Raw genomic sequence first — 20,118 nt, 5'->3', positions numbered from 1 at the left:
GTTGCAAGGCACAAATTCGCCCTTCATTTCAACGGAGCGGCGCAGAATCCCGCAGGAAATCCTCGATCCGTTCGGGGTCGAAGATTCGCCCGTCGAAAAAGCGATCCGGGCCAAGCGTCAGGTCGCCGCGATGGGCACCGACCGGCATCGGGGTCGTGAGCGCCCCTTCCAGTTTCATGCTCGCCCCCGGCATCGGCAGGCCGCTGTCGGCCAGCGCTCGACGGAAAATATCCGGCCGGAAGACGGCGGCGGCCCGCGCCGCACTTTCCGCATCATGGGCCACCATGCCCCAACGCACCAGCTGCGAATAGATCCACAGCGCCTGGCTGCGCCAGGGGAAGGCGGTGGCTTCGCGCGCGAACAGCATGAAGTCGGGATTGACGATCGGCGCATCGCCGAGGCGCGCCACGATCCGCCCCGACAGTGCGCGCAGGATCAGGTCGGCCGGTTGATCGACATAGCGGGGGTCGGACAGGAGATCGGCGAGCGCCTCATGATGCGCCGGATCGTCGCACCAGGCGGCCGACCGGGCGAGCGCGCGCAGCAAGCGATCGACCGTTTCCGGGTTCGCCTCCAGCCAGTCCTGACGAAAGGCCAGAACCTTTTCCACGCCGCGCTGCCAGATGCGTTCGCCGATCGCGACGGTTTCAGCCAGCCCGGCCTCGATCGCCGCGCTGCCCCAAGGTTCGCCGGCGATGAAGCCGTCAATTTCACCCGCCCGCATCGCCTCGACCGTCAGCGAGGGCGGCAGCACGCGCAGCACGACATCCCGATCGGGATCGATGCCCGCGCTCGCCAGCCAGTAGCGCAACATGATCGCATGGCTGGAAAAGCGATGGACGACACCGATCACCGGCTTGCGCCGCCACAGGCCGATCGCGGCGGCAAAATCATGGGCAGTGCCCAGCGGATCGGCGAGCCGCCGGCCGATGTCCGGTTCCAGCGCCTTGGCGAAGTCCGGTGCCATCACCAGCATATTGCCGTTGACGTTGAGCTTATAGGGCGCAACCAGTGCGGCGGGCTGCTGGCTGAGACCCAGCGTCACCGCCACGGCCAGCGGCGCCAGCATCTGCGCGCCCTGCACCTGGCCATAGACCAGCCGGTCGCGCAGCGTCGCCCAGCTGGTGGTGCGCACCAGATCGAGCGCGATCCCTTCTTCCTCGGCAAAACCCCGTTCGCGCGCGACCGCCAGCACGGCCACATCCGTCAGCGGCAGAAAGGCTATCCGCAGCAATTCGCTCATATGCCCCCTCCCAGCAGGTCGCTGGCGGTAATCAGCGCCTGCGCCACATCCACGATCTTCTTGCCCTGGTTCATCGCGCTCGACCGCAGCAGCGCATAGGCATCCTGCTCGGACAGGCTGCGCTGGTTCATCAGGATCGATTTGGCCCGGTCGATGACCTTGCGGTCGGCGAGCGCCGTGCGCGCCTCGTCCAGTTCCGTCTGCATCCGGGCAAAGGCGTTGAAGCGCCGCACCGCCAGTTCCAGCACCGGCTTCACCCGCTCCTTGCGCAGACCATCGACGACATAGGCGGATACGCCCGCATCGATCGCCGCGCCGATCATCGCATCATCGGACTGATCGACGAACATCGCGATCGGCCGGGCAAGCGCGCGGCTTACCGTCAGCATCTCCTCCAGCGTGTCGCGGCTGGGGCTACCAAGATCCATCAGCACCACATCGGGCGCCATCCGCTCCAGCCGGGCAACGAAGGCCCCGCGCGGCGGGACGATATGAATATCGTCATAGCCCGCCTCACGCAGCCCTTCTTCCAGGACCGTCGCTCTCAATCCGCTGTCGTCGATGATGACAATTCGCATGGCGCCCCTTTGGATACGCCCATAGCAGCAGTCCGACGGCTCAGGTCAATCGAAAGCGAACGGCAATCGCCGGATCATTTCCGCATGCCGCCGGCGACGATGTCGTCCACGTCATGGATGACGCCGTTCATCATCACCTTCTTCACCTTGAAGGTGTTGGCAATGTCGGCGCGCGGATCGCCGTCGACCAGCACGATGTCGGCCAGCTTCCCGGCCTCCAGCGTGCCCGCATCCAGGTTCAGATCCTTCGCCGAATTGACGGTCGCGGTCTGGAGCGCCTGGAACGGCGTCAGCCCCGCGTCGACATAGGAGGAAATCTCCGCATGGAGATTGTTGGCGATCATCGTGTCGGTGCCAGCCGTCACCAGCGTGCCGGCATCATACATCTTCTTCAGGCTCTTATATTGCCCCTCCAGCAACGGGCGCAGCATGCTGGCCATCGGATCGGCTTCGGTGATCGTTTCGCGTGCCCAGACCGGATAGAGATTGAGGCGCGGGTCGTCCTTGTAGCCGGGATGCTTGGCCAGATAGGGCGTCATCGCGCCGAAATGGGTGGGCGTCAGGGTCCGGCCGCTGCGGCCGAAAAGCTGGATCACATCTTCATAGGCCATGCCCTGTGGCCCCTGCTTGGGCGAATAGCCGCGCCGGCTGGTCGCGCCCATATGCTCGGTGCCATCCACGCCGGAAAAGGCGGCCGGGAAGATTTCATGGCCGCTGACCGGTATGCCCATCTCATGGGCGGCACGCACGATCTGGCGCTGGAACAGGTCGGGCATGCGCACATAGCTTTTGATCATGTCATAATGGAGCGCGCGCATGCGGGTGAATTCCCGCTCCAGATGGGCCGGGCTGGAGACCGCCACGCCCATCTTGTAATAGACGCGCTGCCATTCGAGCAGCGGTCCCGCGACATAGAGGCGCGGCGACAGGCGCACGCCCGATTCCGCCGCCTCGCGATCCTCCACCGCATCATAGATCTGCGTACCCGGATCGCGCACCGTGGTGATGCCATAGGCGAGCCAGGCCCGTTCCAGATTGGAGCCGAAATCCTTCTGGGCGTGGGAGTGATGTTCGATCAGGCCGGGAATGGCGGTGAGGCCCGTGCCGTCGACGAAATGCTCCGCCTGATGAAGCGCGGGATCATGGTCGCGGATTTCGGCGATGCGATGGCCGTCGACGATGATATCCTTGTCATGCTGGGTCACGTCATGAACGGAGTCGACCAGATTGCTGACATGGATGACCGTGCGCCCGGTCGGGTTGGCGATGCGATAGGTCAGGTCCAGCGGGATGTCGGTGATCGCGCCGGTTTCGGTGTCGAGCGACTTCAGCTTGTCGGCCGACTGGAACAGGATCGTCTTGTTGTCGCCCGCCCAGCTCGGGAAATAGGAGATGTCGGACGTGTAAGAGCGCGGCGGCCCCAGCGGCTTGCCGTCGGCGGCCACCGGCCAGATCTTCAGCAGCCCCTCATAGATGGCGGCCATCTTCGTCCCGTCGGGCGACCAGGCAGGACCGCCACCAGCGCGGGTGTCCATCGACATATTGGGTTCGGGCAGATGCCAGAAGGCTTTGCCTACGCCATCGGTCGGCACCATGTAGACCTGATTGGTGCCCTCGCGGAAGCTGTTGGAATATTTGTAGGATAGCGGGATGGCGACATATTTGCCGTCGGGCGACCAGCTGGGGCTGCCGGGCTGGCCCAGCGATCCTTGAAGGCGGGTGATCTTACCGGTCGCGACATCGACCACGCACAGGCCGGCAACGCCCCAGCGGCCGTCGACATCGATATAGGCGATCCGCGTGCCGTCATGCGACCAGGCGGCACCTAGCGGCTGGGTGTCGATATCGGTCAGCCGGCGATCCTTGCCGGTCTTCATGTCGCGGATCCACAGCTGCGGCAGGCCACCGCCCTTGTCGGAGGTATAGACCAGGCTCTGGCCATCGGGCGACCAGGCCGGATCGGTGTCGAGCGCGCCATCCTTGGTCAGATTTTCCGGCACCCCGCCCTTGGACGACATGACATAGAGATCGCCGAGCGCGGCAAAGGCGATGCGGCTGCCGTCGGGCGACAGGGTCGGGTGGACGATGCCAAGCGCCTTGCGCGGCGCGGTCGAATCCCAGTCGCGCTTGGCGCGGGCGTAGCTGGGCTTCACCACCTCCAGCGTGGCAGCGAAGTTGACGGTCGACAGGCTGGTGCCCTTGCGGCTGCGGATCTTGCCGTCGGACACATAATAGTAACCGCCCTTCCCCCAGGACACACGGAAGGGGAAGACATTCTCGGCGCCGCTGACGGCCTTGCCATCGACTTCCAGACGGCTGCCCTGCGCGTCCTGCACGACATAGGCAAGCTCGCCGCCGGGTCCGAAGGACGGCGCATCTATCTTGCCCTGCACCTGCTTCAACAGGCTTTCCTGCCCATCGGCAAGGGCCGTGACATAAAGGGCAGTCTTGGCGCCGTCCGTCCCGGAATAGGCGATGCGCGCGCCGTCGGGCGACCAGCTGGGCATGCGATCCTCGCGCCCGTTGCTGCTGACCTGCTTCATCGCGCCGCTGGCAATGTCCAGCGTCCAGATGTCGTAATTGCCGCTGCGATCCGACGAGAAGGCGATTGTCCGGCCATCGGGCGACCAGGCCGGCTCGCGATCATCATAGGCGCCCTCGGTCAGCTTGCGCATGTCGCTGCCGTCCGGCTTGATCGTCCAGAGGTCATAATTGCCGTCGCGATAGGAAAAATAGGCGAGGCGCGAACCGTCGGGCGACCAGACCGGCTGGCGGGCATCGTTGAAATAGTCGGTGATCCGCTTCGCCTTGCCGCCGCTGGTCGAGATGATCCACAGGCTGCCCTGCAGGTCCACGGCCAGCCATTTGCCGTCGGGCGACACCGACACCGCCATCGACGTGCCTTCATGCACATCGAAGGCGACCGGGGTCTCGCCGCCGGGCGGGGGCAGATTGGCGGGCTGGGCATAGGCCTGGACGGCGCCGGCCGACAGCAGGGCCAGCGTCAGAAGCTTGAAGGCAGATTTCATCGGATCGATCCCCTTACCAACCAAATATATAGCGTTCGCGGCGCACATCCGCGCCACCGCGCAGCGTGCCGCTGCCTGGCACCACGCCGGCCGCGACGATGCCGGTCGACACCGCGAACGGCCCGAGCACGTCCAGCTTGTGACCGCGCGCGGTCAGATCGTCGCGCACCGCCTCTGGCACGCGATCCTCGATTTCCAGCACGCCCGGCTCATCCTTCTTGATGCCGAAGGAGCCGTGGAAATGATTGGAATTGATGCGCGGTGCCTCGATCGCGGCCTGTAGCGGCTGGTTAAAGGCCAGTACCCGCAGCAGCACATTCATGATCTGCTGATCCTGATTGTCGCCGCCCGGTGTCCCGATCGCCAGATAGGGCTGGCCATCCTTGAGCACCATGGACGGCGACAGGGTGGTGCGCGGCCGCTTGCCCGGCACCAGGACATTGGGGCTTTCCGGATCAAGATCGAACACGGTCAGGCGGTTGCTCATCGGCACGCCGGTGTCGCCCGCAATATAGGCGCCGCCCAGCATCCAGCCGGAACTGGGCGTGCAGGAAAAGAGGTTGCCATCCTTGTCCACCACTTCGATCGCGGTCGTGTCGGCGGTCGGCTTGGGCGGGGCTTTCAGCATATGCGGCGTGAATTGGGGCGTGGTCCGCGCCCTGCCCTCGAATGCCCAGGGATTGCCGAAGCGATGCTCCAGCGAGGCACGCGGGCCGATCTGCTTCGCCCGCTGCGCCGCATAGTCCTTCGACAACAACCCCTTCATCGGCACTGTGGCGAAATCGGGGTCGCCAAAATACATGTTGCGATCGTCGAAGGCGAGCTTGATCGCCTCGGCAACGGTGTGGAGATAGGGCGCCGAGCCCGGCTCCATCGTCGCGATCCCGGCCGCCTCCGCAATGTTGAGCGCCATCAGCATGGCCGGCCCCTGGCTCCAGAAACCCGCCTTGCAGACCTGATAGCCAAAGACGCTGGTCATCGCCGGCGCCTCGACCTTGCCCTTGTACTTGGCGAGATCCTCGTAGCGCATCAGGCCGCCGTCCCGCTCCATCGCGGCGCCGATCCGGCGGGCGATGTCGCCCTTGTAGAAGGCATCGCGCCCGGCCTGGATCGCCGCCTTGCGATCGCCGCTCTTCTTGAACGCTGCGGCATCGGCATCGGCAATGATCCGCATCGTGCGGGCGAGGTTGGGCTGGCGGAAAATCTCCCCGGTCCTGGGCAATTGGCCACCGGGATAATAGGCGTCGTAGGCGTCCTTATATTTGGACGTCGCCTTCTGCTGGCTGACGAACACTTCGGCCAGGAAATTATACATGACGAAGCCGTCGGCCAGCTCGATGGCGGGCTGCATCACTTCATGCAGCCCCATTGTGCCGTTGAGCTGGAGCGCGAGCGCCATCGCGTCGACCATCGCCGGCACGGTGCCGCCATTGGGGCCATTGCCCGGAATGACGCCGGCATCGGCGAACTTGTCGGGCGTGGCCAGCCCCGGCGCGACGCCCTGGCCGCTGATCAGCGACACCTTCTTCGTCTTGCCGTCATAGATGATGGTCGGCGCTTCGCCGCCAAAGCCGAAATGCGAAATCTCGGTCACGGCCGCGGCAAAGACCGCCGCCACGCCCGCGTCGGTCGCATTGCCGCCGGCCAGCAGGATGCGCGTCCCCGCCGCCACGGCATAATGGCGCCCTGCCGCGACGATGCCGAACTGGCCGACGATCTCCGGCCGCAGCGTTTCGCCTGCGCTAACCAATCTGGTTGGCTCGATCGCCGCCTTGCCGGGCTTTGCCGGCGCATTGCCCGCCTGGGCGGAAGCCGGCCCGGCGCCCGCGACCAAGGCCGCACCGGCCATGGCCGACGCCGCGAACTCCCGCCGGGTCACCCCCTGCTTTGCGTTATCGCTCATCGATGGAATCCCCTGTTTTCGGCCTGTCCGGCATCACCCGAGGGAAGGCGTTTGCCGGCCGATACGCGCAACAACGAGCCAACCCGATTTTTCCGCTACATGCCGGTAAATCCGATTTTATTTCAAAAATATTTCGAAACATATGGTGGAAATTTCATGCCCATCAGTTCTAGCGCAATGAACGCGCACAATGGTGGGTGTTGTGCCCGGAAAAAGCCTTGCCGTCGTGAGGGCGACAGCAGCAACGATTTCCCACGCAAGGGATGATGCCGGAACTCCAGTTTTTCGGGAGGGCCTGCAAATGCACTATCTGAACGGTCATCAATAAGCATGGGTCGCTGCACGCGTCGTGCGGCGCCGACATTTGCCGACCTCCCCAAACTCTGAACCGGAAAGGCACCTTTGCCTAACGGCGCGAAGCTCAAGGCTTCATCACAGGGGAACAATAATGACGAGAGAAAGAGGAAAGACGCTTTTCGCCTTAACCACCGCCCTAACCAGTGCCAGTCTCTGGGCGTTGACGGCCGGCATGGCCCAGGCCCAGTCCAGCACAGAAGCCGCCCCGCAGGCCGGTGAACCGCCCGCTGCGGAAATCGTCGTCATCGGTTCCCAGATCAAGGGCGCCAATACCGCCGGCGCGCTGCCGGTCAGCCTGGTCGGAGAAGAGCAGATCGAGGCAGTGGCCGCCGTTTCGGGTGCCGACCTCTATCGCTCCATCCCGCAACTGGGCGGCGTCACCTTCAACGAACAGGTGCTGGGCGGCGGCAACGCCAACGCCGCGCGCGGCGACGTATCGACCGTTTCGCTGCGTGGTCTGGGCCAGGGCAATACGTTGCTGCTGATCAACGGCCGTCGCACCGTGCTGCACCCGACATCGCAGGCGATCACCGGCGTCGTCGATTCCGGCGTCCCGACCTTCGGCTACAACGCCAACACTATTCCCGTCGGCAATATCGAGCGCGTCGAAGTGCTGCGCGACGGCGCGGCGGCGCTCTATGGCTCTGACGCGGTCGCCGGCGTCGTCAACAATGTGCTCCAGTCCGATTACAAGGGCGCCAAGTTCGACGTCCAATATGGCGGCGCGGAAGGCACCAATCTGCGCGAATTTGCCGCCAATGGCCTGGTCGGGTTCGACTTCAACGAAGGCCGCGGCAATATCTCGATCTTCGGCGGCTATGCCCAGAAATCGAAACTCTATCTCAGCGACCAGGATTATACCGCCAGCGTCGATCGGCGCGGCTATGTCGCTGGCACCTCCTTCGCCAATGTCGCGGCCTGGAACGGCACCAGCACCAGCACGCCCTGGGGCACCTTCCGCGTCGTCCGCCCCGGCGGCGGCGCCAATTTCCTCAACCAGACGCTCACCAGCAACGGCACTGCCTTCACCAACAGCTCGGGCCAGTTCCACATCCAGCCCAGCGCCAATGCCGGTTGCCGCATCGCTTCGGGCACACCCGACACCTGCTATGATGACGGCAATGGCGCGACGGAAATGTCGGGCGCGGATTCCAACCTGCGCTTCAATTCGCCGGCAACCTTCGACGACCTGACCGCCCAGCCCTCGGTCAAGCGCATCAACATCTTCTCCTACATCAACTATGAACTGTCTGACGCCCTGTCCTTCTTCGGCGAGGTCGGCTTCTATCGCGGCAAGACCAGTTCGACGATCGGCGCGCCCGGCTCGCTCGCCAACATCCCGATCACCGTAGCGGCCAATGCCTATTGGAACCCGCTCGGCCCGGTCGGATCGCCCAACCGCCTGCCCGGCCTCGATCTTTCGGTGGTCCCGGCCGAGGGCCTGCCGGTGCAGATCACCTCGCTCAGTTATGTCGACGTGGGATCGCGCAAGGTCGACGTGACCAATTACCAATATCGTTTCCTGGGCGGCCTGCGCGGCAGCATCGGCGATTTCGACTGGGAATCGGCCGGCCTCTACACCTGGGCCACGGCCAAGGACACGCAGGAGAATTTCTCCAACACGCTGCTGCAACAGGCGATCAACAAGACCACGCCCGACGCCTATAATCCGTTCAATGGCGGCTGCGTCGACACGCCCTCGATCGGCGACTGCACGCCCAACAGCCAGTCCACGATCGACAGCTTCATGATCGAGGCAACCCGCAAGACCCGCACCTCGCTGGCCTTGTGGGACTTCAAGGTGTCGAACGCCAATCTGCTGGGCCTGTGGGCCGACAACAGCATCGGCGTCGCGGCCGGCATCGAATGGCGGCGCGAGACCTATCATGACAATCGCTCCACCTATCAGGGCGGCATTGCCGGGGTCGACACCACCTATACCGACGCGGTGACCGGCGTCTTCTATGGCTCCGACCTTGGCGGCGCCAGCCCCAGCCCCGACGTGCGCGGCAAGCGCAACGTGAAGTCCGCCTATGCCGAACTCGCCATCCCGATCTTCAGCCCGGAAATGGAAATCCCCATGTTCCGTCGCCTGAACTTCCAGGTCGCGGGCCGTTACGAGGATTATAGCGACGTCGGGTCTGTGGCGAAGCCCAAGATCGCGGGATCGTGGGAATTGCTGGAAGGCATGATGCTGCGCGGCTCCTGGTCGCAGGGCTTCCGTGCGCCGAACCTGGAGGTCATCAACACCTCCACGCTCGATCGCGTCAATGGCGGCTTCGACTATGTGCTGTGCGATGCCGATGTCCGATCCGGACGCGCGACGAACTTCTCCAGCGCGGTCTGCAACGTGTCGGTGCTGCGTCGCAGCGGCGGCAACCCGAACCTGAAGCCCGAGGAATCGACCAGTTGGAGCTTCGGCGCCGTGCTGTCGCCGAAACTGGGCGATGGCCTGGGCAAGGTCACCTTCACCGTCGACCGCTGGAAGATCCAGCAGAAGAATGTCGTGGGCCTGCTCGACTATCAGAATGCGCTCAACCTCGACTATCTGCTGCGCACCCAGGGCAGTAGCAATCCCAACGTCATCCGCCGCGATCCCACGGCGGACGATATCGCCCGCGTCGCCGGCACCGGCCTCGCGCCAGTCGGCGAACTGCTCTACGTCGTCGCCAATTTCCAGAATCTGCTGCCGGTCACCGTTCAGGGCATCGACTTCAATCTGGACTATTTCCTGCCCACGACGTCGGTCGGCACCTTCTCGCTCAACGTGAATGCCTCGCGCCTGATCAGCTATTATGTCGACGCCCCGGCGGGCGTGCAGCAGGTGATCGCGGGACAGGCCGCTGGCGAGATCAATGCCGGCGTGCCGATCCAGGGCGGCGGCGACGTGATCGGTCGCGATGGCCAGCCGCGCTGGCGGCTTTCGGCAACCTTCGACTGGTCGCTCGGCCCGTGGAAGATCGGCGCCTTCACGCAGTATATCGACAGCGTCTATGAAAATGGCGTGCGCGATGCGTCCGCCAATCCCTGGACGGTGAAGGGCCAGACGACGGTCAATCTCTATGGCCAATATACGTTCAAGAATGACGGCCCATTGAACGGCACCACCGTTCAGATCGGCGCGCGCAACATCTTCGACAAGGATCCGCCGCTGGCATCGGGCGGCTATCTGTCGAACCTCTACCAGCCGCAGGCGCGCTACTGGTACACCAGCCTGAAGAAGGTCTTCTAAAGGCTTGCAAGACATGGGCACGGCGCGATGCTGCCGTGCCCATTTTCTCCTTTTCCTTTCCCCTGCAAGGTCGCTCCGCCATGTCCGATACGCCCCCATCCTTCCTGGATCGCCGCGAAATGCTGGCCGCCGGCCTTGCCGGCATGGCGCTCACCGCCCTGCCCGGCCGCGCTTTGGCCCAATCGGGCGCACGCGCGCCCGACGCACCCCGCACCGGCAGCGCCAGCGTCGCCGCGCACCGGGTCGAAGTGCCCATGCCGCATGGCGGCGTGACCGCCGGCCATCCACTGGCCGCCATGGCCGGCACCCGCATGCTGATGCAGGGCGGCACCGCAGCCGACGCCGTGGTCGCGGCGATGGCGGTCATGAACGTGGTCGAACCCTGGGCATCCAGCGCGGGCGGCAACGGCTTTGCCACCTGCCTCGATCGCAAGACCGGCAAGGTCCAGTCACTGGCCTTCACCGGCGGCGCGCCGCGCCTGCTCGATCCCGATGGCGATCCCAAGGCGCTGGACCATGGCCCCAAGGCATTGACCGTGCCGGGCGCCTTTGGCGGCTGGATCGCGCTGGCCCGCCGGTTCGGCAAATTGCCGCTCTCGACCCTGCTTGAACCGGCGATCGGCTATGCCCGCGACGGCCACCCGCTCGATGCCTCCATCGCCATGTTCATCACGCGGGCGCAGAAGACGCTGGCACTTTATCCGACCAGCGCGGCGATCTTCCTGCCCGGTGGCCAGCCGCCCGCCCCGCGATCCATCTTCCGCAATCCCGATCTGGCCCGCAGCTTTCAGGCGCTTGCCGATGCGGAGAGCCAGGCGCTCAAGGGCGGCGCCGATCGGGATCGCGCGCTGCAGGCGGCGCATGACTATTTCTACACCGGCCCGATCGCGCAGGAATTTGCCCGCTTCTCGACACAGACCGGCGGCTGGCTGCGGCTCGATGACCTCAAGGCCTATCAGCCGCGCTGGGACGATCCGGTCACGACCAATTATCGCGGGCTGGATGTCTATTGCAGCCCGCTGACCTCGCGCACGGGGCTGGAATTGTGCGAGCAGCTCAATCTGGTCGAGGGGTTCGACCTCGCAGCGCTGCCCGCCGACGATCCCCTCTTCACCCATTATCTGATCGAGGCGATCAAGGTCGCGAAGGCCGACGTCTATAAATATGCCGCCGATCCCAAATTCGCGCAGACGCCGGTCGAGGGACTGCTGTCCAAGCGCTTCGCCGCCGAGCGACGCAAGCTGATCGATGCCACCCGTGCGGGCCTTTATCCCGAAGGCGGCAATGCCGCCGCCTTCGAGCGGGCCGCGCTGGAACGGGCACGGCAGGATTTCGCGCATCAGGGCGACGACCATACGCGCGGCGGCGACACCACCAGCCTGTCGGCGGTCGATGCCGACGGCAATGCCATCGCGGTCACGACCACCGTCGGCGGCGGCTTCGGCACCTTCCTGGTGATGGGCAATACCGGCATATTGTTCAACAACGGCCTGCGCCTGGGGTCGTCCGCCCCCTATGCCGGCCATCCCAACAAGGTCGCACCGGGCAAGATCGCCCTGCTCGGCAATGGCCCGACCATCGTCCTCGACAAGGGCCGGCTGAAACTGGTCTTCGGATCGCCCGGCGGCGAGACGATCGGCCAGACCCAGTTCCAGTTCCTGGTCAATGTCGTCGATCGCGGCCTGCCGATCCAGGCCGCGATCGAAGCACCGCGCTTCGCGCTCGACGCCGATCCCAATTTCTACAAGCCCGGCGCGGCGATCACCGTGCAGGCGGAACGACGATTCCCCGACGCAACAATCCAGCGCCTGACCGCGATGGGGCACAAGATCGAACTGGTCGGCCCCTATGCGATCGGCAGCGTGCAAGGCATTTTGGCCGCCCCATCGGGCGCCCGCATGGCCGGCGCCGATCCCCGCCGCATGGGCTATGCTGTGGGCTATTGAGCAAGCCGGCCAGTCGCGGCGACGCGGCTGACCGGCTTGCGTTACGGTTGTCCTATTCCGGCAAGCCTTCCTCGCTGGCCGCATGGCCGGTGGTGCGCAGCAGGCTGCGACCCCGACTATAGGCAAAATAGAGGGCCAGGCCGACGAGGTTCCACAGGCCGAAACGCAGCAGCGTCTTTTCCGGCAGGCTGATCAGCAGATAGATGCAGCCGATAATCGCCAGCGTGCCGACCAGATAGGGCTGCGGGCAGCGGAAGACGCGCGGCATTTCCGGCGCCTTGCGGCGCAGCGCCATCATGCAGCCGGCGACCGCGATAAAGGCGATTAGCGTGCCGGCATTGGCCAGTTCGGCAATCTCGTCCAGGCGGAAGAAGCCGGCAACGGCCGCGACGAAGACACCGGTGATCGCGGTGATGCGGGCGGGCGATCCGGTCTTTTCCGACACCTTGCTGAGCGAACGCGGCAGCAGGCCGTCGCGCGCCATGACGAAAAAGATGCGGCTCTGGCCATACATCATGACCAGGATGACGGAGGGCAGCGCCACCAGCGCGGCGCCCGCCACCAGCCAGGCAGCGACTGGATGCTCCAACGTGCGCAGCACCAGCGCCAGTGGCTCGGACGAACCGGCCAGCGCCCGATAGTCGAGCGCGCCGATCGCCGCGACGGCGACCGCCATATAGATGAGGGTGCAAACCGCCATCGATCCAACGATGCCGATGGTCAGGTCACGGCCGGGATTGCGCGCTTCCTCGGCCGAGGTCGCGACCGCATCGAAACCGTAGAAGGCGAAGAAGACGATCGCTGCCGCCGCCATCACGCCGCGCGTCATGCCACCTTCCACATGACTGACGAAGCCATAGGGCATGAAGGGCTGGAGATGGTCGGACTGGAAGGCGGGCAGCGCCAGCGCGACGAAGGCGGCAAGCGCGGTCAGCTTGATAACGACCAGAATGATGTTGAGCGTCGCGCTTTCCCGCGTGCCCGCGATCAGCATGCCGGCGATCGCCAGTGCCACAAGCACGGCGGGCAGGTTGACGATACCACCGCCATGTGGCCCGGCCAGCAGCACCGGCGGCAGGCTGATTCCCGCCTGCTGGATCCAGCCGACCAGATAGCCCGACCAGCCGACCGCCACCGTGCTGCACGCCAGCGAATATTCCAGGATCAGGCTCCACCCCACAACCCAGGCCAGCGTCTCCCCCAGCACCGAATAGGTGTAGGTATAGGCGCTGCCTGCGGTCGGGATCAGCGTGGCCAGTTCGGCATAGGCCAGCGCAGCGCAGGCGCATACGGCCCCCGCAATGGCGAAGGCCAGGATCACCGCCGGCCCTGCTCGGTCGGCGCCCACGCCGGTCAGCGTGTAGATGCCGGTGCCGACGATCGCCCCGACCCCCAGCGCGATCAGATGCGGCCAGGACAATGTCTTGCGCAACTGCTGATGCTGCGCGTGATGACCGGCGCCGATCGGCTTGATCGGTCCCCAAAATCCAGTGCTCAACCGAAATTTCCTTCCCTGTTCTTATGGACGTTCCGGTTGCTCGGTTATGGTTCAGTCGTCGGCGTCGAGCTGAACCATGAGATCGTCCATGGTTTTGCGGATATGTGCGACCGTGAGTTCCCGGATCAGTTGGCCGTCGCGGGCAAGCCAGGCATCGAGCATCTCGCGATGTTCGTCATTGGCGCGTTCGTCGCGGCCAAGCGGCTCCAGATGCTTGCGGACATAGCGTTCCGACAGAATATGGAGCCGTTCGAGAATATTGACCGACAGCGGCTGGTTGCTGGGACGCAGCAGCGCCATGTGGAAGGCGCGGTTGAACGCCCCGACCCCGTCACCGCCTTCGTCGGTGACCTGATAGAGAGTATCGAGCGTCTTGATCGCGATGTCATGGTCCGCCGCCTCGGCCCGTTCGGCCGCCAGCGCCATGACGTCCGGCTCCAGCTTCAGCCGCAGCGCATAGACCTCGTCCGCCTCCACCCGATTGAGGCTGCGCACGAAGAAACCGCGATTGGCCTGCGACTTGAGCAGCCCTTCCTGCTCCAGTCGGGCCAGTGCCTCGCGCAGCGGAATCTTGCTGATCCCCAGTTCGGCGGCCAGCGCGTCCTGGCGGATCGGCCCGTCGGGCGGCACCCGGCCGGACAGGATGCGCTCACGGACAAGATCGACCAGCTGGTCGGACAGGTTTCGGATGACTAGGCTCATGCGGCGAACATAGCACAGAGCGGACGGCGGAATACAACTTCGTATATGATGGACGATCCCGTCCGCCCGCTCTGCACCTTCAGTTTCATACGACCGTGAAGCCGGCCCAGAACGGGTCTTCGCGATCGACCCAGATGGTGTTGAAGCCGGTGGCGATCGCCGATCCTTCGATCGAGGGGATGATCGCCTTCTGGTCGCCGATCATCGTCTCGGCCTCGATGCGGCCGATGAAGCGGCTGCAGATATAGCTTTCATGCACGAACCGGTCGCCGACCTTCAGCTTGCCCTTGGCCGCCAGATGCGCCAGCCGCGCCGACGTGCCGGTGCCGCAGGGGCTGCGGTCGATCGCCCGCTCGCCATAGAAGACGGCGTTGCGGCCATCGGCGCCCTCACCCTTGGGCTTGTCGGCCCACAGCACATGGCTGACCCCCTTGATGCTGGGTTCGAGCGGATGGACCGGCTGATATTGCGCGCGCACCAGTTCGCGAATGGTGCGGCTCAGTTCCACGATGCGCGATGCGCCGAGGTCGTCGAGGCCGGTATAAGCGCCCTGCGGTTCGACGATCGCGTAGTAATTGCCGCCATAGGAGACATCGACGCTGAGCGGCCCGAAACCCGGCACATCGATTGCGATCCCCTCCGCCGCCAGATAGGCGGGGACGTTGCGGATCTTGACCGATGTCACGCGCTTGCCGTCGGTCGTGTAATCGATGTCGATGACGCCGGCTGGCACTTCGACCCGCAGCCTGCCCGGCGTCGCCGGCTGGATCAGGCCATTTTCCAGGCCGAACGTCACCATGCCGATCGTGCCATGGCCGCACATCGGCAGGCAGCCGCTGGTCTCGATGAAGAGAATACCGATGTCGGTATCGTCGCGCGTCGGCGGATAGAGAAAGCCGCCCGACATCATGTCATGGCCGCGCGGCTCGAAGCAGAGACTGGTGCGGATCCAGTCGAAGCGGTCGAGAAAGTCCAGGCGGCGTTCCGCCATGGACTTTCCCTTGAGCAGCGGCGCGCCGCCCGCGACCAGACGGACGGGATTTCCCGCCGTATGGCCGTCTATGCAGAAGAAGGTGTGGCGCACCGCGGACATCAGGCCGCCGTCAGGCTGGGCTGGGTGGCAGCGCACTGCTCGACCCAGCGGATGACGTCGGCGCGGCGCTGGCCTTCCAGCGGCATGCGCGGCAGGCGGACATGCTCGGTGCCGCGTCCCATGATGCTTTCGGCCAGCTTGATCGACTGGACCAGATCATGATCGGCATCGAGGTGCAGCAGCGGCATGAACCAGCGATAGATGCGCAGTGCTTCTTCCAGATCGCCCCGGTTGATCGCCGCGACCAGCGCCACGGATTCGCGCGGGAAGGCGCTGGTGAGGCCGGAAATCCAGCCATGGGCGCCCAGCAACAGCCCCTCGAACGCGACATCGTCCAGGCCCGCCATCAGGATATAGCGGTCGCCGAAGGCGTTGATCAGGTCGGTGAACCGACGCGGATCGGGCGCGCTTTCCTTGACCGCGACGATGTTGGGCGTGTCGGCGAGGCGGGTGAGCGCGTCGATGCCGATATTCACCCGATAGGCCGGCGGGTTGTTGTAGAGCATGATCGGCAGCGACGTCGCCTTGGCCACCGTCTCGAAATGGGTGCAAAGCTCGCCCACGGTCGGCACATAGACCATCGCGGGCAGCAGCATCAGCCCGTCGACGCCCAGCTTTTCCGCGTCCTGCGCGAAGGCGACGGCGCGGCGGGTGGTGAATTCGGACACGCCGACCAGGATCGGCACGCGGCCATCCACGACCTCGACCGCCGCCTTGACGACAGCGCGCTTTTCTTCGGCTTCCAGCGAGTTGTTCTCACCGCAGGTACCGGCGATGATGAGGCCGTCGACGCCATCCTTCACCAGCGCATCCAGGACAGCCTGGGTTGCGGGGATATCAACGTCCAGATCGGGGGTGAACTGGGTGGTGGCGGCAGGGTAGACACCACGCCACGTCAATTTTGAGGAATTCACATAAGCCTCCGTTGAAACTGAGGATCGTATACGGTATCTAATTGTCATCGCCAAGTGAAAAGAAGTCAATTGACCCAACATGCAATCATCATCGGCGGCGGCATCGTCGGCACATCCTGCGCTATCCGATTGCAGGAAAAGGGAATTTCAACGCTGCTGATCGAGCGGGAAAGCCTGCTGCGCGGCGCATCCTGGGGCAATGCAGGCCATGTCGCGGTGGAGCAGATCGATCCGCTCGCGTCGATGGCAACGGTGAAGAGCTTCCCCCGGCGGCTGTTCTGGCGCGGCGGCGCACTGGGATTGCCCTGGCGCGACATCGGCCGCTGGCTGCCCTTCTCGCTACGCCTGTTGAGCTCTGCGCGCCCATCACGCTTCGCGGCAGGACGCGCCGCGTTAAAGGCGATGTTGAAAGAAGCAATGCCGGCCTGGCAGCGGATCGACGCGCTATGCGCCGGGCCGAGCCGCCTGATCGAGGATGGACATTTCATCGTCTGGGAAAGCGAGGCGAGCGCGCTGGCCGGGCGCCGTGCCTGGATGACCGCCGATTGCGGCACGGCGCGCTTCCGCGATGCGACGGCGCGCGAGTTGGCCCTGCTCGAAGCTCTGTTCCCCCATCCGATCATCGGCGCGATTCGCTGCGAAGGAAGTGGCCGCATTGCCGACCCGTCCCGGCTGGGGCAGGATCTGAAAGAGGCGCTGCTGGCGGCAGGCGGGCGGATCGAGCAGGCGGAGGTTAGCGCACTGCCCACCCGTGATGGGCAGGCGCAGGTGCAACTGGCCGACGGCCGGACGCTGGACGCGGACCATATCATCGTCGCGACCGGCGCCGCATCGGACGCGCTGCTGCGCCCGCTGGGCCACAAGGTGCCGATCATCGCCGAACGGGGCTATCATCTGCAGACGCCGAACGCGCCCGAAGGCTGGCCGATGGACATGCCACCGGTGGTGTTCGAGGATAGATCGATGATCGTCACCCGGTTCGAGAGCGGCCTGCGCGCGGCGAGCTTCGTCGAATTTTCCAGCCTCTCTTCCCCGCCCGACCCGCGCAAATGGCAAAGGCTGCGCGCCCATGCCGCGGCGCTGGGCCTGCCGATCGAGGCGGATGCCAGCCCCTGGATCGGCGCGCGCCCGACCCTGCCCGATTATCTGCCCGCGATCGGCCGGAGTGACCGGGCGGACAACCTGCTCTATGCGTTCGGCCACCAGCATCTGGGGCTGACATTGGGACCGCTGACCGGCGAAATCATCGCCGCGCTTGCCACCGGCGCACCGCCGCCGGTCGATGCCACGCCCTTTTCGCTCCGCCGCTTTGAAGGATAGAGTATGACACAGCAGATCGGCGGTTCCGACGCCGCCACCGAACTGGCCGGACTTCAGCCCTGGCCCGATCGCGCGCCAGCCATCGCCGCCGCCGAATATCAGGCGCGCATTGCCAAGGCCCGCGCCTTGATGGCGCAGGAAGGGCTCGACGCGCTGCTGATCGACGCCGGAACCAGCCTTGCCTATTTCGCTGGCGTGCCCTGGGGCGCGAGCGAGCGACTGGTGGCGATGCTGCTGCCGCTCACCGGCGAGCCGATCCTGATCTGCCCACGCTTCGAGCGCGGATCACTGGAAGCCGACCTCAAGATCGACGCTGGCGATCTGCGCCTGTGGGAAGAGGATGAAAGTCCGTCAATCCTGGTCGCCGACGCGCTCAAGACGCTGGGCGTCGCCCGGCTGGGGATCGACCCGGCCATGGCCTTCCTGTTCGTCGAGCGCATTCGGGCCGCCGCGCCGGGGGTGACGTTGATCGCCGCCTCCGCCGTGATCGACGGTTGTCGCAGCCGCAAGTCGGCCGCCGAACTGGCGCTGATGCAGCAGGCCAAGTCGATGACGCTGGAGGTGCATCGCCGCGCCGCCCGCATCCTGCGCCCCGGCATCACCGCGACCGAAGTGCGTCGCTTCATCGAGGCCGCGCACCGGGCGCTGGGCGCGTCGGGCAGCAGCTTCTGCATCGTCCAGTTCGGCCGGTCGACCGCCTATCCCCATGGCCTGCCAGGCGAGAGCGTGCTGGCCGAAGGCGACATGGTGCTGATCGATACAGGCTGCACCATCGGCGGCTATCATAGCGACATCACCCGATCCTATGTCTATGGCGAGGCCGATGCCGAACAGCGGCGCATCTGGGCACTGGAAAAGGACGCGCAGCAGGCCGCGTTCGACGCGGTCAAGCCCGGCGTCCCCTGCGGCGCGATCGACGCGGCAGCGCGGGGCGTGCTGGAAGCGGCGGGCCTTGGCCCCGACTATCGCTTGCCCGGCCTGCCCCATCGCACCGGTCATGGCATTGGCCTCTCGATCCATGAGGCGCCCTATCTGGTGCGCGGCGACATGACCCCGCTGGAGCCAGGCATGTGCTTTTCCAACGAGCCGATGATCGTCGTGCCGGATCGCTTCGGCGTGCGGCTGGAGGATCATTTTTACGTGACCGATACCGGGGCCGCCTGGTTCACCCCGCCCTCGGTCGCGATCGACCAGCCTTTCGCCTGAAATCGCCGGCGGCGCTCAGCTGAGCGCCGCCAGTTCCTCATAGAGCGCACGAGGAATGCGGCAGCCCTGATCGGGGGTGCGCAGACGCGCCGCGAAGCGCCGCTGCGATGGCAGGCGCGCGCCCTGGCCGGTAATGCCGTCGAACAGCGCCTCGGCCCGCTGCATATGTTCGGCGGCCGTCGCCCCCAGAAAGCCGGCGGGATCGATGGCGATGATGAGTTCGCCGCCATAGGGGGACGCCTTGGCCCCATCGTCATGTGCCAGCGACTCCGCACTGGTCATGTCGCCGATCAGTGGCCCGGCGATCAGTTCGACCATCGCCGACAGCGCCGATCCCTTGTGCCCGCCAAAGGTTAGCAATGCGCCAGCCAGGCCAGCTTCCGCATCGGTGGTCGGATTGCCCTGGGCGTCGATCGTCCAGCCTTCCGGGATCGGCTTGCCGGCGCGGCGATGCAGTTCGATCTCGCCGCGCGCGACCGCGCTGGTGGCGAAATCGAAGACAAAGGGATCGCCGCCGGGGCGCGGCCAGCCAAAGGCGATCGGGTTGGTGCCGAACAGCGGCGAGGTGCCGCCGGCCGGCGCGACCCAGGCATGGCTGGGGGTACAGGCGAAGGCGACCAGCCCCTGATCGGTCAGCGCCTCGATCTCCGGCCAGAGCGCGGCGAAATGGACGCAGCGATTGATGCCAATGGCGGCGATGCCCATCGTCCGCGCCTTTTCCACCAGCAAAGGCAATCCCGTAGCGAAAGCCAGTTGGGCAAAGCCGCCGGCCGCATCCACGCGCAGCAGTGCGGGCGAGACAGGGTCGACCACCGGCACGGCGTCCGGCACGACCTTGCCGCTGCGCAGCGTGTGGACGCAGTTGAGCAGGCGATAGACGCCATGCGACGCGCATTCGTCGCGCTCGCCGGCGATGATCGTCGCGGCGACGGGGCCGACATGCGCCTCCGCCAAACCATGGCGGCGCAGCACGGCATGGGCCAGATCCGCGACCTGCTGCAGCGTCAGCGTGACGCTTTCATCCGCGCTCATGCCTTTATTGCCCATGCCGCAGCGTTGAAGATAGACATGCATCCTCCGTCTTGATCCCGAACCAC

Annotated in this window: 13 protein-coding genes; 4 read left to right on the top strand and 9 right to left on the bottom strand. The window is 65.4% G+C overall.

What is annotated here, in order from left to right:
• Positions 1–28 precede the first annotated feature (28 nt).
• The 4 genes from VHN57_RS06930 to VHN57_RS06915 all read right to left on the bottom strand — a co-directional run bounded on the left by VHN57_RS06930 (position 29) and on the right by VHN57_RS06915 (position 6,753).
• Complete coding sequence (locus tag VHN57_RS06930; protein ID WP_278985820.1) at positions 29–1,243, bottom strand: CmpA/NrtA family ABC transporter substrate-binding protein; 1,215 nt, start codon at positions 1,241–1,243, stop codon at positions 29–31.
• The gene (locus VHN57_RS06925; RefSeq protein ID WP_069338431.1) at positions 1,240–1,821 is read right to left on the bottom strand and encodes an ANTAR domain-containing response regulator; all 582 of its coding nucleotides are present in this window, start codon (positions 1,819–1,821) and stop codon (positions 1,240–1,242) included. The genes VHN57_RS06930 and VHN57_RS06925 overlap by 4 nt, the downstream gene beginning before the upstream one ends.
• A 74-nt stretch (positions 1,822–1,895) precedes the next feature.
• Positions 1,896–4,850: an amidohydrolase family protein gene (locus VHN57_RS06920; protein ID WP_278985825.1), complete on the bottom strand. Its 2,955-nt coding sequence runs from the start codon at positions 4,848–4,850 to the stop codon at positions 1,896–1,898.
• Positions 4,851–4,863: 13 nt separating this feature from the next.
• A complete protein-coding gene (locus VHN57_RS06915) occupies positions 4,864–6,753 on the bottom strand; it encodes a gamma-glutamyltransferase family protein (protein ID WP_278985827.1) in 1,890 nt (629 codons plus the stop codon).
• 529 nt (positions 6,754–7,282) lie between these two features.
• Here VHN57_RS06915 and VHN57_RS06910 point away from each other — a divergent pair.
• Positions 7,283–10,342, top strand: coding sequence for a TonB-dependent receptor domain-containing protein (locus VHN57_RS06910; RefSeq protein ID WP_278985829.1), 3,060 nt, complete (start codon positions 7,283–7,285; stop codon positions 10,340–10,342).
• Positions 10,343–10,422: 80 nt separating this feature from the next.
• Positions 10,423–12,288, top strand: a complete 1,866-nt coding sequence (locus tag VHN57_RS06905) for a gamma-glutamyltransferase (protein WP_423283253.1) — start codon at positions 10,423–10,425, stop codon at positions 12,286–12,288.
• A 52-nt stretch (positions 12,289–12,340) separates the two neighbouring features.
• On the opposite strand, the gene VHN57_RS06900 is transcribed toward VHN57_RS06905, so the two are convergent.
• The 4 genes from VHN57_RS06900 to VHN57_RS06885 form a co-directional block, all read right to left on the bottom strand.
• Positions 12,341–13,786: an amino acid permease gene (locus VHN57_RS06900; RefSeq protein ID WP_278987755.1), complete on the bottom strand. Its 1,446-nt coding sequence runs from the start codon at positions 13,784–13,786 to the stop codon at positions 12,341–12,343.
• 51 nt (positions 13,787–13,837) lie between these two features.
• Positions 13,838–14,488, bottom strand: a complete 651-nt coding sequence (locus VHN57_RS06895) for a GntR family transcriptional regulator (RefSeq protein ID WP_278987757.1) — start codon at positions 14,486–14,488, stop codon at positions 13,838–13,840.
• An 85-nt stretch (positions 14,489–14,573) separates the two neighbouring features.
• Complete coding sequence (locus VHN57_RS06890) at positions 14,574–15,581, bottom strand: 4-hydroxyproline epimerase (protein WP_278987758.1); 1,008 nt, start codon at positions 15,579–15,581, stop codon at positions 14,574–14,576.
• Positions 15,581–16,495 carry a dihydrodipicolinate synthase family protein gene (locus VHN57_RS06885; protein ID WP_099230124.1) on the bottom strand — a complete coding sequence of 305 codons (915 nt, stop codon included), beginning with the start codon at positions 16,493–16,495 and terminating at the stop codon, positions 15,581–15,583. Before VHN57_RS06885 ends, VHN57_RS06890 begins: the two co-directional genes overlap by 1 nt.
• Positions 16,496–16,564: 69 nt before the next feature.
• Between VHN57_RS06885 and VHN57_RS06880 the strand changes: the two genes are divergently transcribed.
• Both VHN57_RS06880 and VHN57_RS06875 read left to right on the top strand, forming a co-directional pair.
• Positions 16,565–17,815 (top strand): NAD(P)/FAD-dependent oxidoreductase, encoded by a 1,251-nt coding sequence (locus tag VHN57_RS06880; protein WP_423283250.1) that lies wholly within the window; start codon positions 16,565–16,567, stop codon positions 17,813–17,815.
• Between the two features lie 3 nt (positions 17,816–17,818).
• On the top strand, positions 17,819–19,021 hold the full coding sequence (locus VHN57_RS06875; RefSeq protein ID WP_423283248.1) for a M24 family metallopeptidase: 1,203 nt from the start codon (positions 17,819–17,821) through the stop codon (positions 19,019–19,021).
• Positions 19,022–19,036: 15 nt separating this feature from the next.
• Here VHN57_RS06875 and VHN57_RS06870 read toward each other — a convergent pair whose 3' ends face one another.
• On the bottom strand, positions 19,037–20,053 hold the full coding sequence (locus VHN57_RS06870; protein WP_423283246.1) for an Ldh family oxidoreductase: 1,017 nt from the start codon (positions 20,051–20,053) through the stop codon (positions 19,037–19,039).
• Between the last annotated feature and the right edge of the window lie 65 nt (positions 20,054–20,118).

Origin of the sequence: Sphingobium salicis subsp. salicis (assembly GCF_049472635.1) — a bacterium.
Taxonomy (GTDB): domain Bacteria; phylum Pseudomonadota; class Alphaproteobacteria; order Sphingomonadales; family Sphingomonadaceae; genus Sphingobium; species Sphingobium yanoikuyae_A.
The sequence above is the reverse complement of the archived record's forward strand: the minus strand, read 5'-3'. Positions and strand labels throughout refer to the sequence as shown.

Bases quoted from the DNA above. Each gene is read 5' to 3' on its own strand.
- VHN57_RS06925 (WP_069338431.1), bottom strand. From the start codon at position 1,821: ATGCGAATTGTCATCATCGACGACAGCGGATTGAGAGCGACGGTCCTG.
- VHN57_RS06875 (WP_423283248.1), top strand. From the start codon at position 17,819: ATGACACAGCAGATCGGCGGTTCCGACGCCGCCACCGAACTGGCCGGA.
- VHN57_RS06930 (WP_278985820.1), bottom strand. From the start codon at position 1,243: ATGAGCGAATTGCTGCGGATAGCCTTTCTGCCGCTGACGGATGTGGCC.
- VHN57_RS06920 (WP_278985825.1), bottom strand. From the start codon at position 4,850: ATGAAATCTGCCTTCAAGCTTCTGACGCTGGCCCTGCTGTCGGCCGGC.
- VHN57_RS06915 (WP_278985827.1), bottom strand. From the start codon at position 6,753: ATGAGCGATAACGCAAAGCAGGGGGTGACCCGGCGGGAGTTCGCGGCG.
- VHN57_RS06910 (WP_278985829.1), top strand. From the start codon at position 7,283: ATGGCCCAGGCCCAGTCCAGCACAGAAGCCGCCCCGCAGGCCGGTGAA.
- VHN57_RS06890 (WP_278987758.1), bottom strand. From the start codon at position 15,581: ATGTCCGCGGTGCGCCACACCTTCTTCTGCATAGACGGCCATACGGCG.
- VHN57_RS06895 (WP_278987757.1), bottom strand. From the start codon at position 14,488: ATGAGCCTAGTCATCCGAAACCTGTCCGACCAGCTGGTCGATCTTGTC.
- VHN57_RS06870 (WP_423283246.1), bottom strand. From the start codon at position 20,053: ATGAGCGCGGATGAAAGCGTCACGCTGACGCTGCAGCAGGTCGCGGAT.
- VHN57_RS06905 (WP_423283253.1), top strand. From the start codon at position 10,423: ATGTCCGATACGCCCCCATCCTTCCTGGATCGCCGCGAAATGCTGGCC.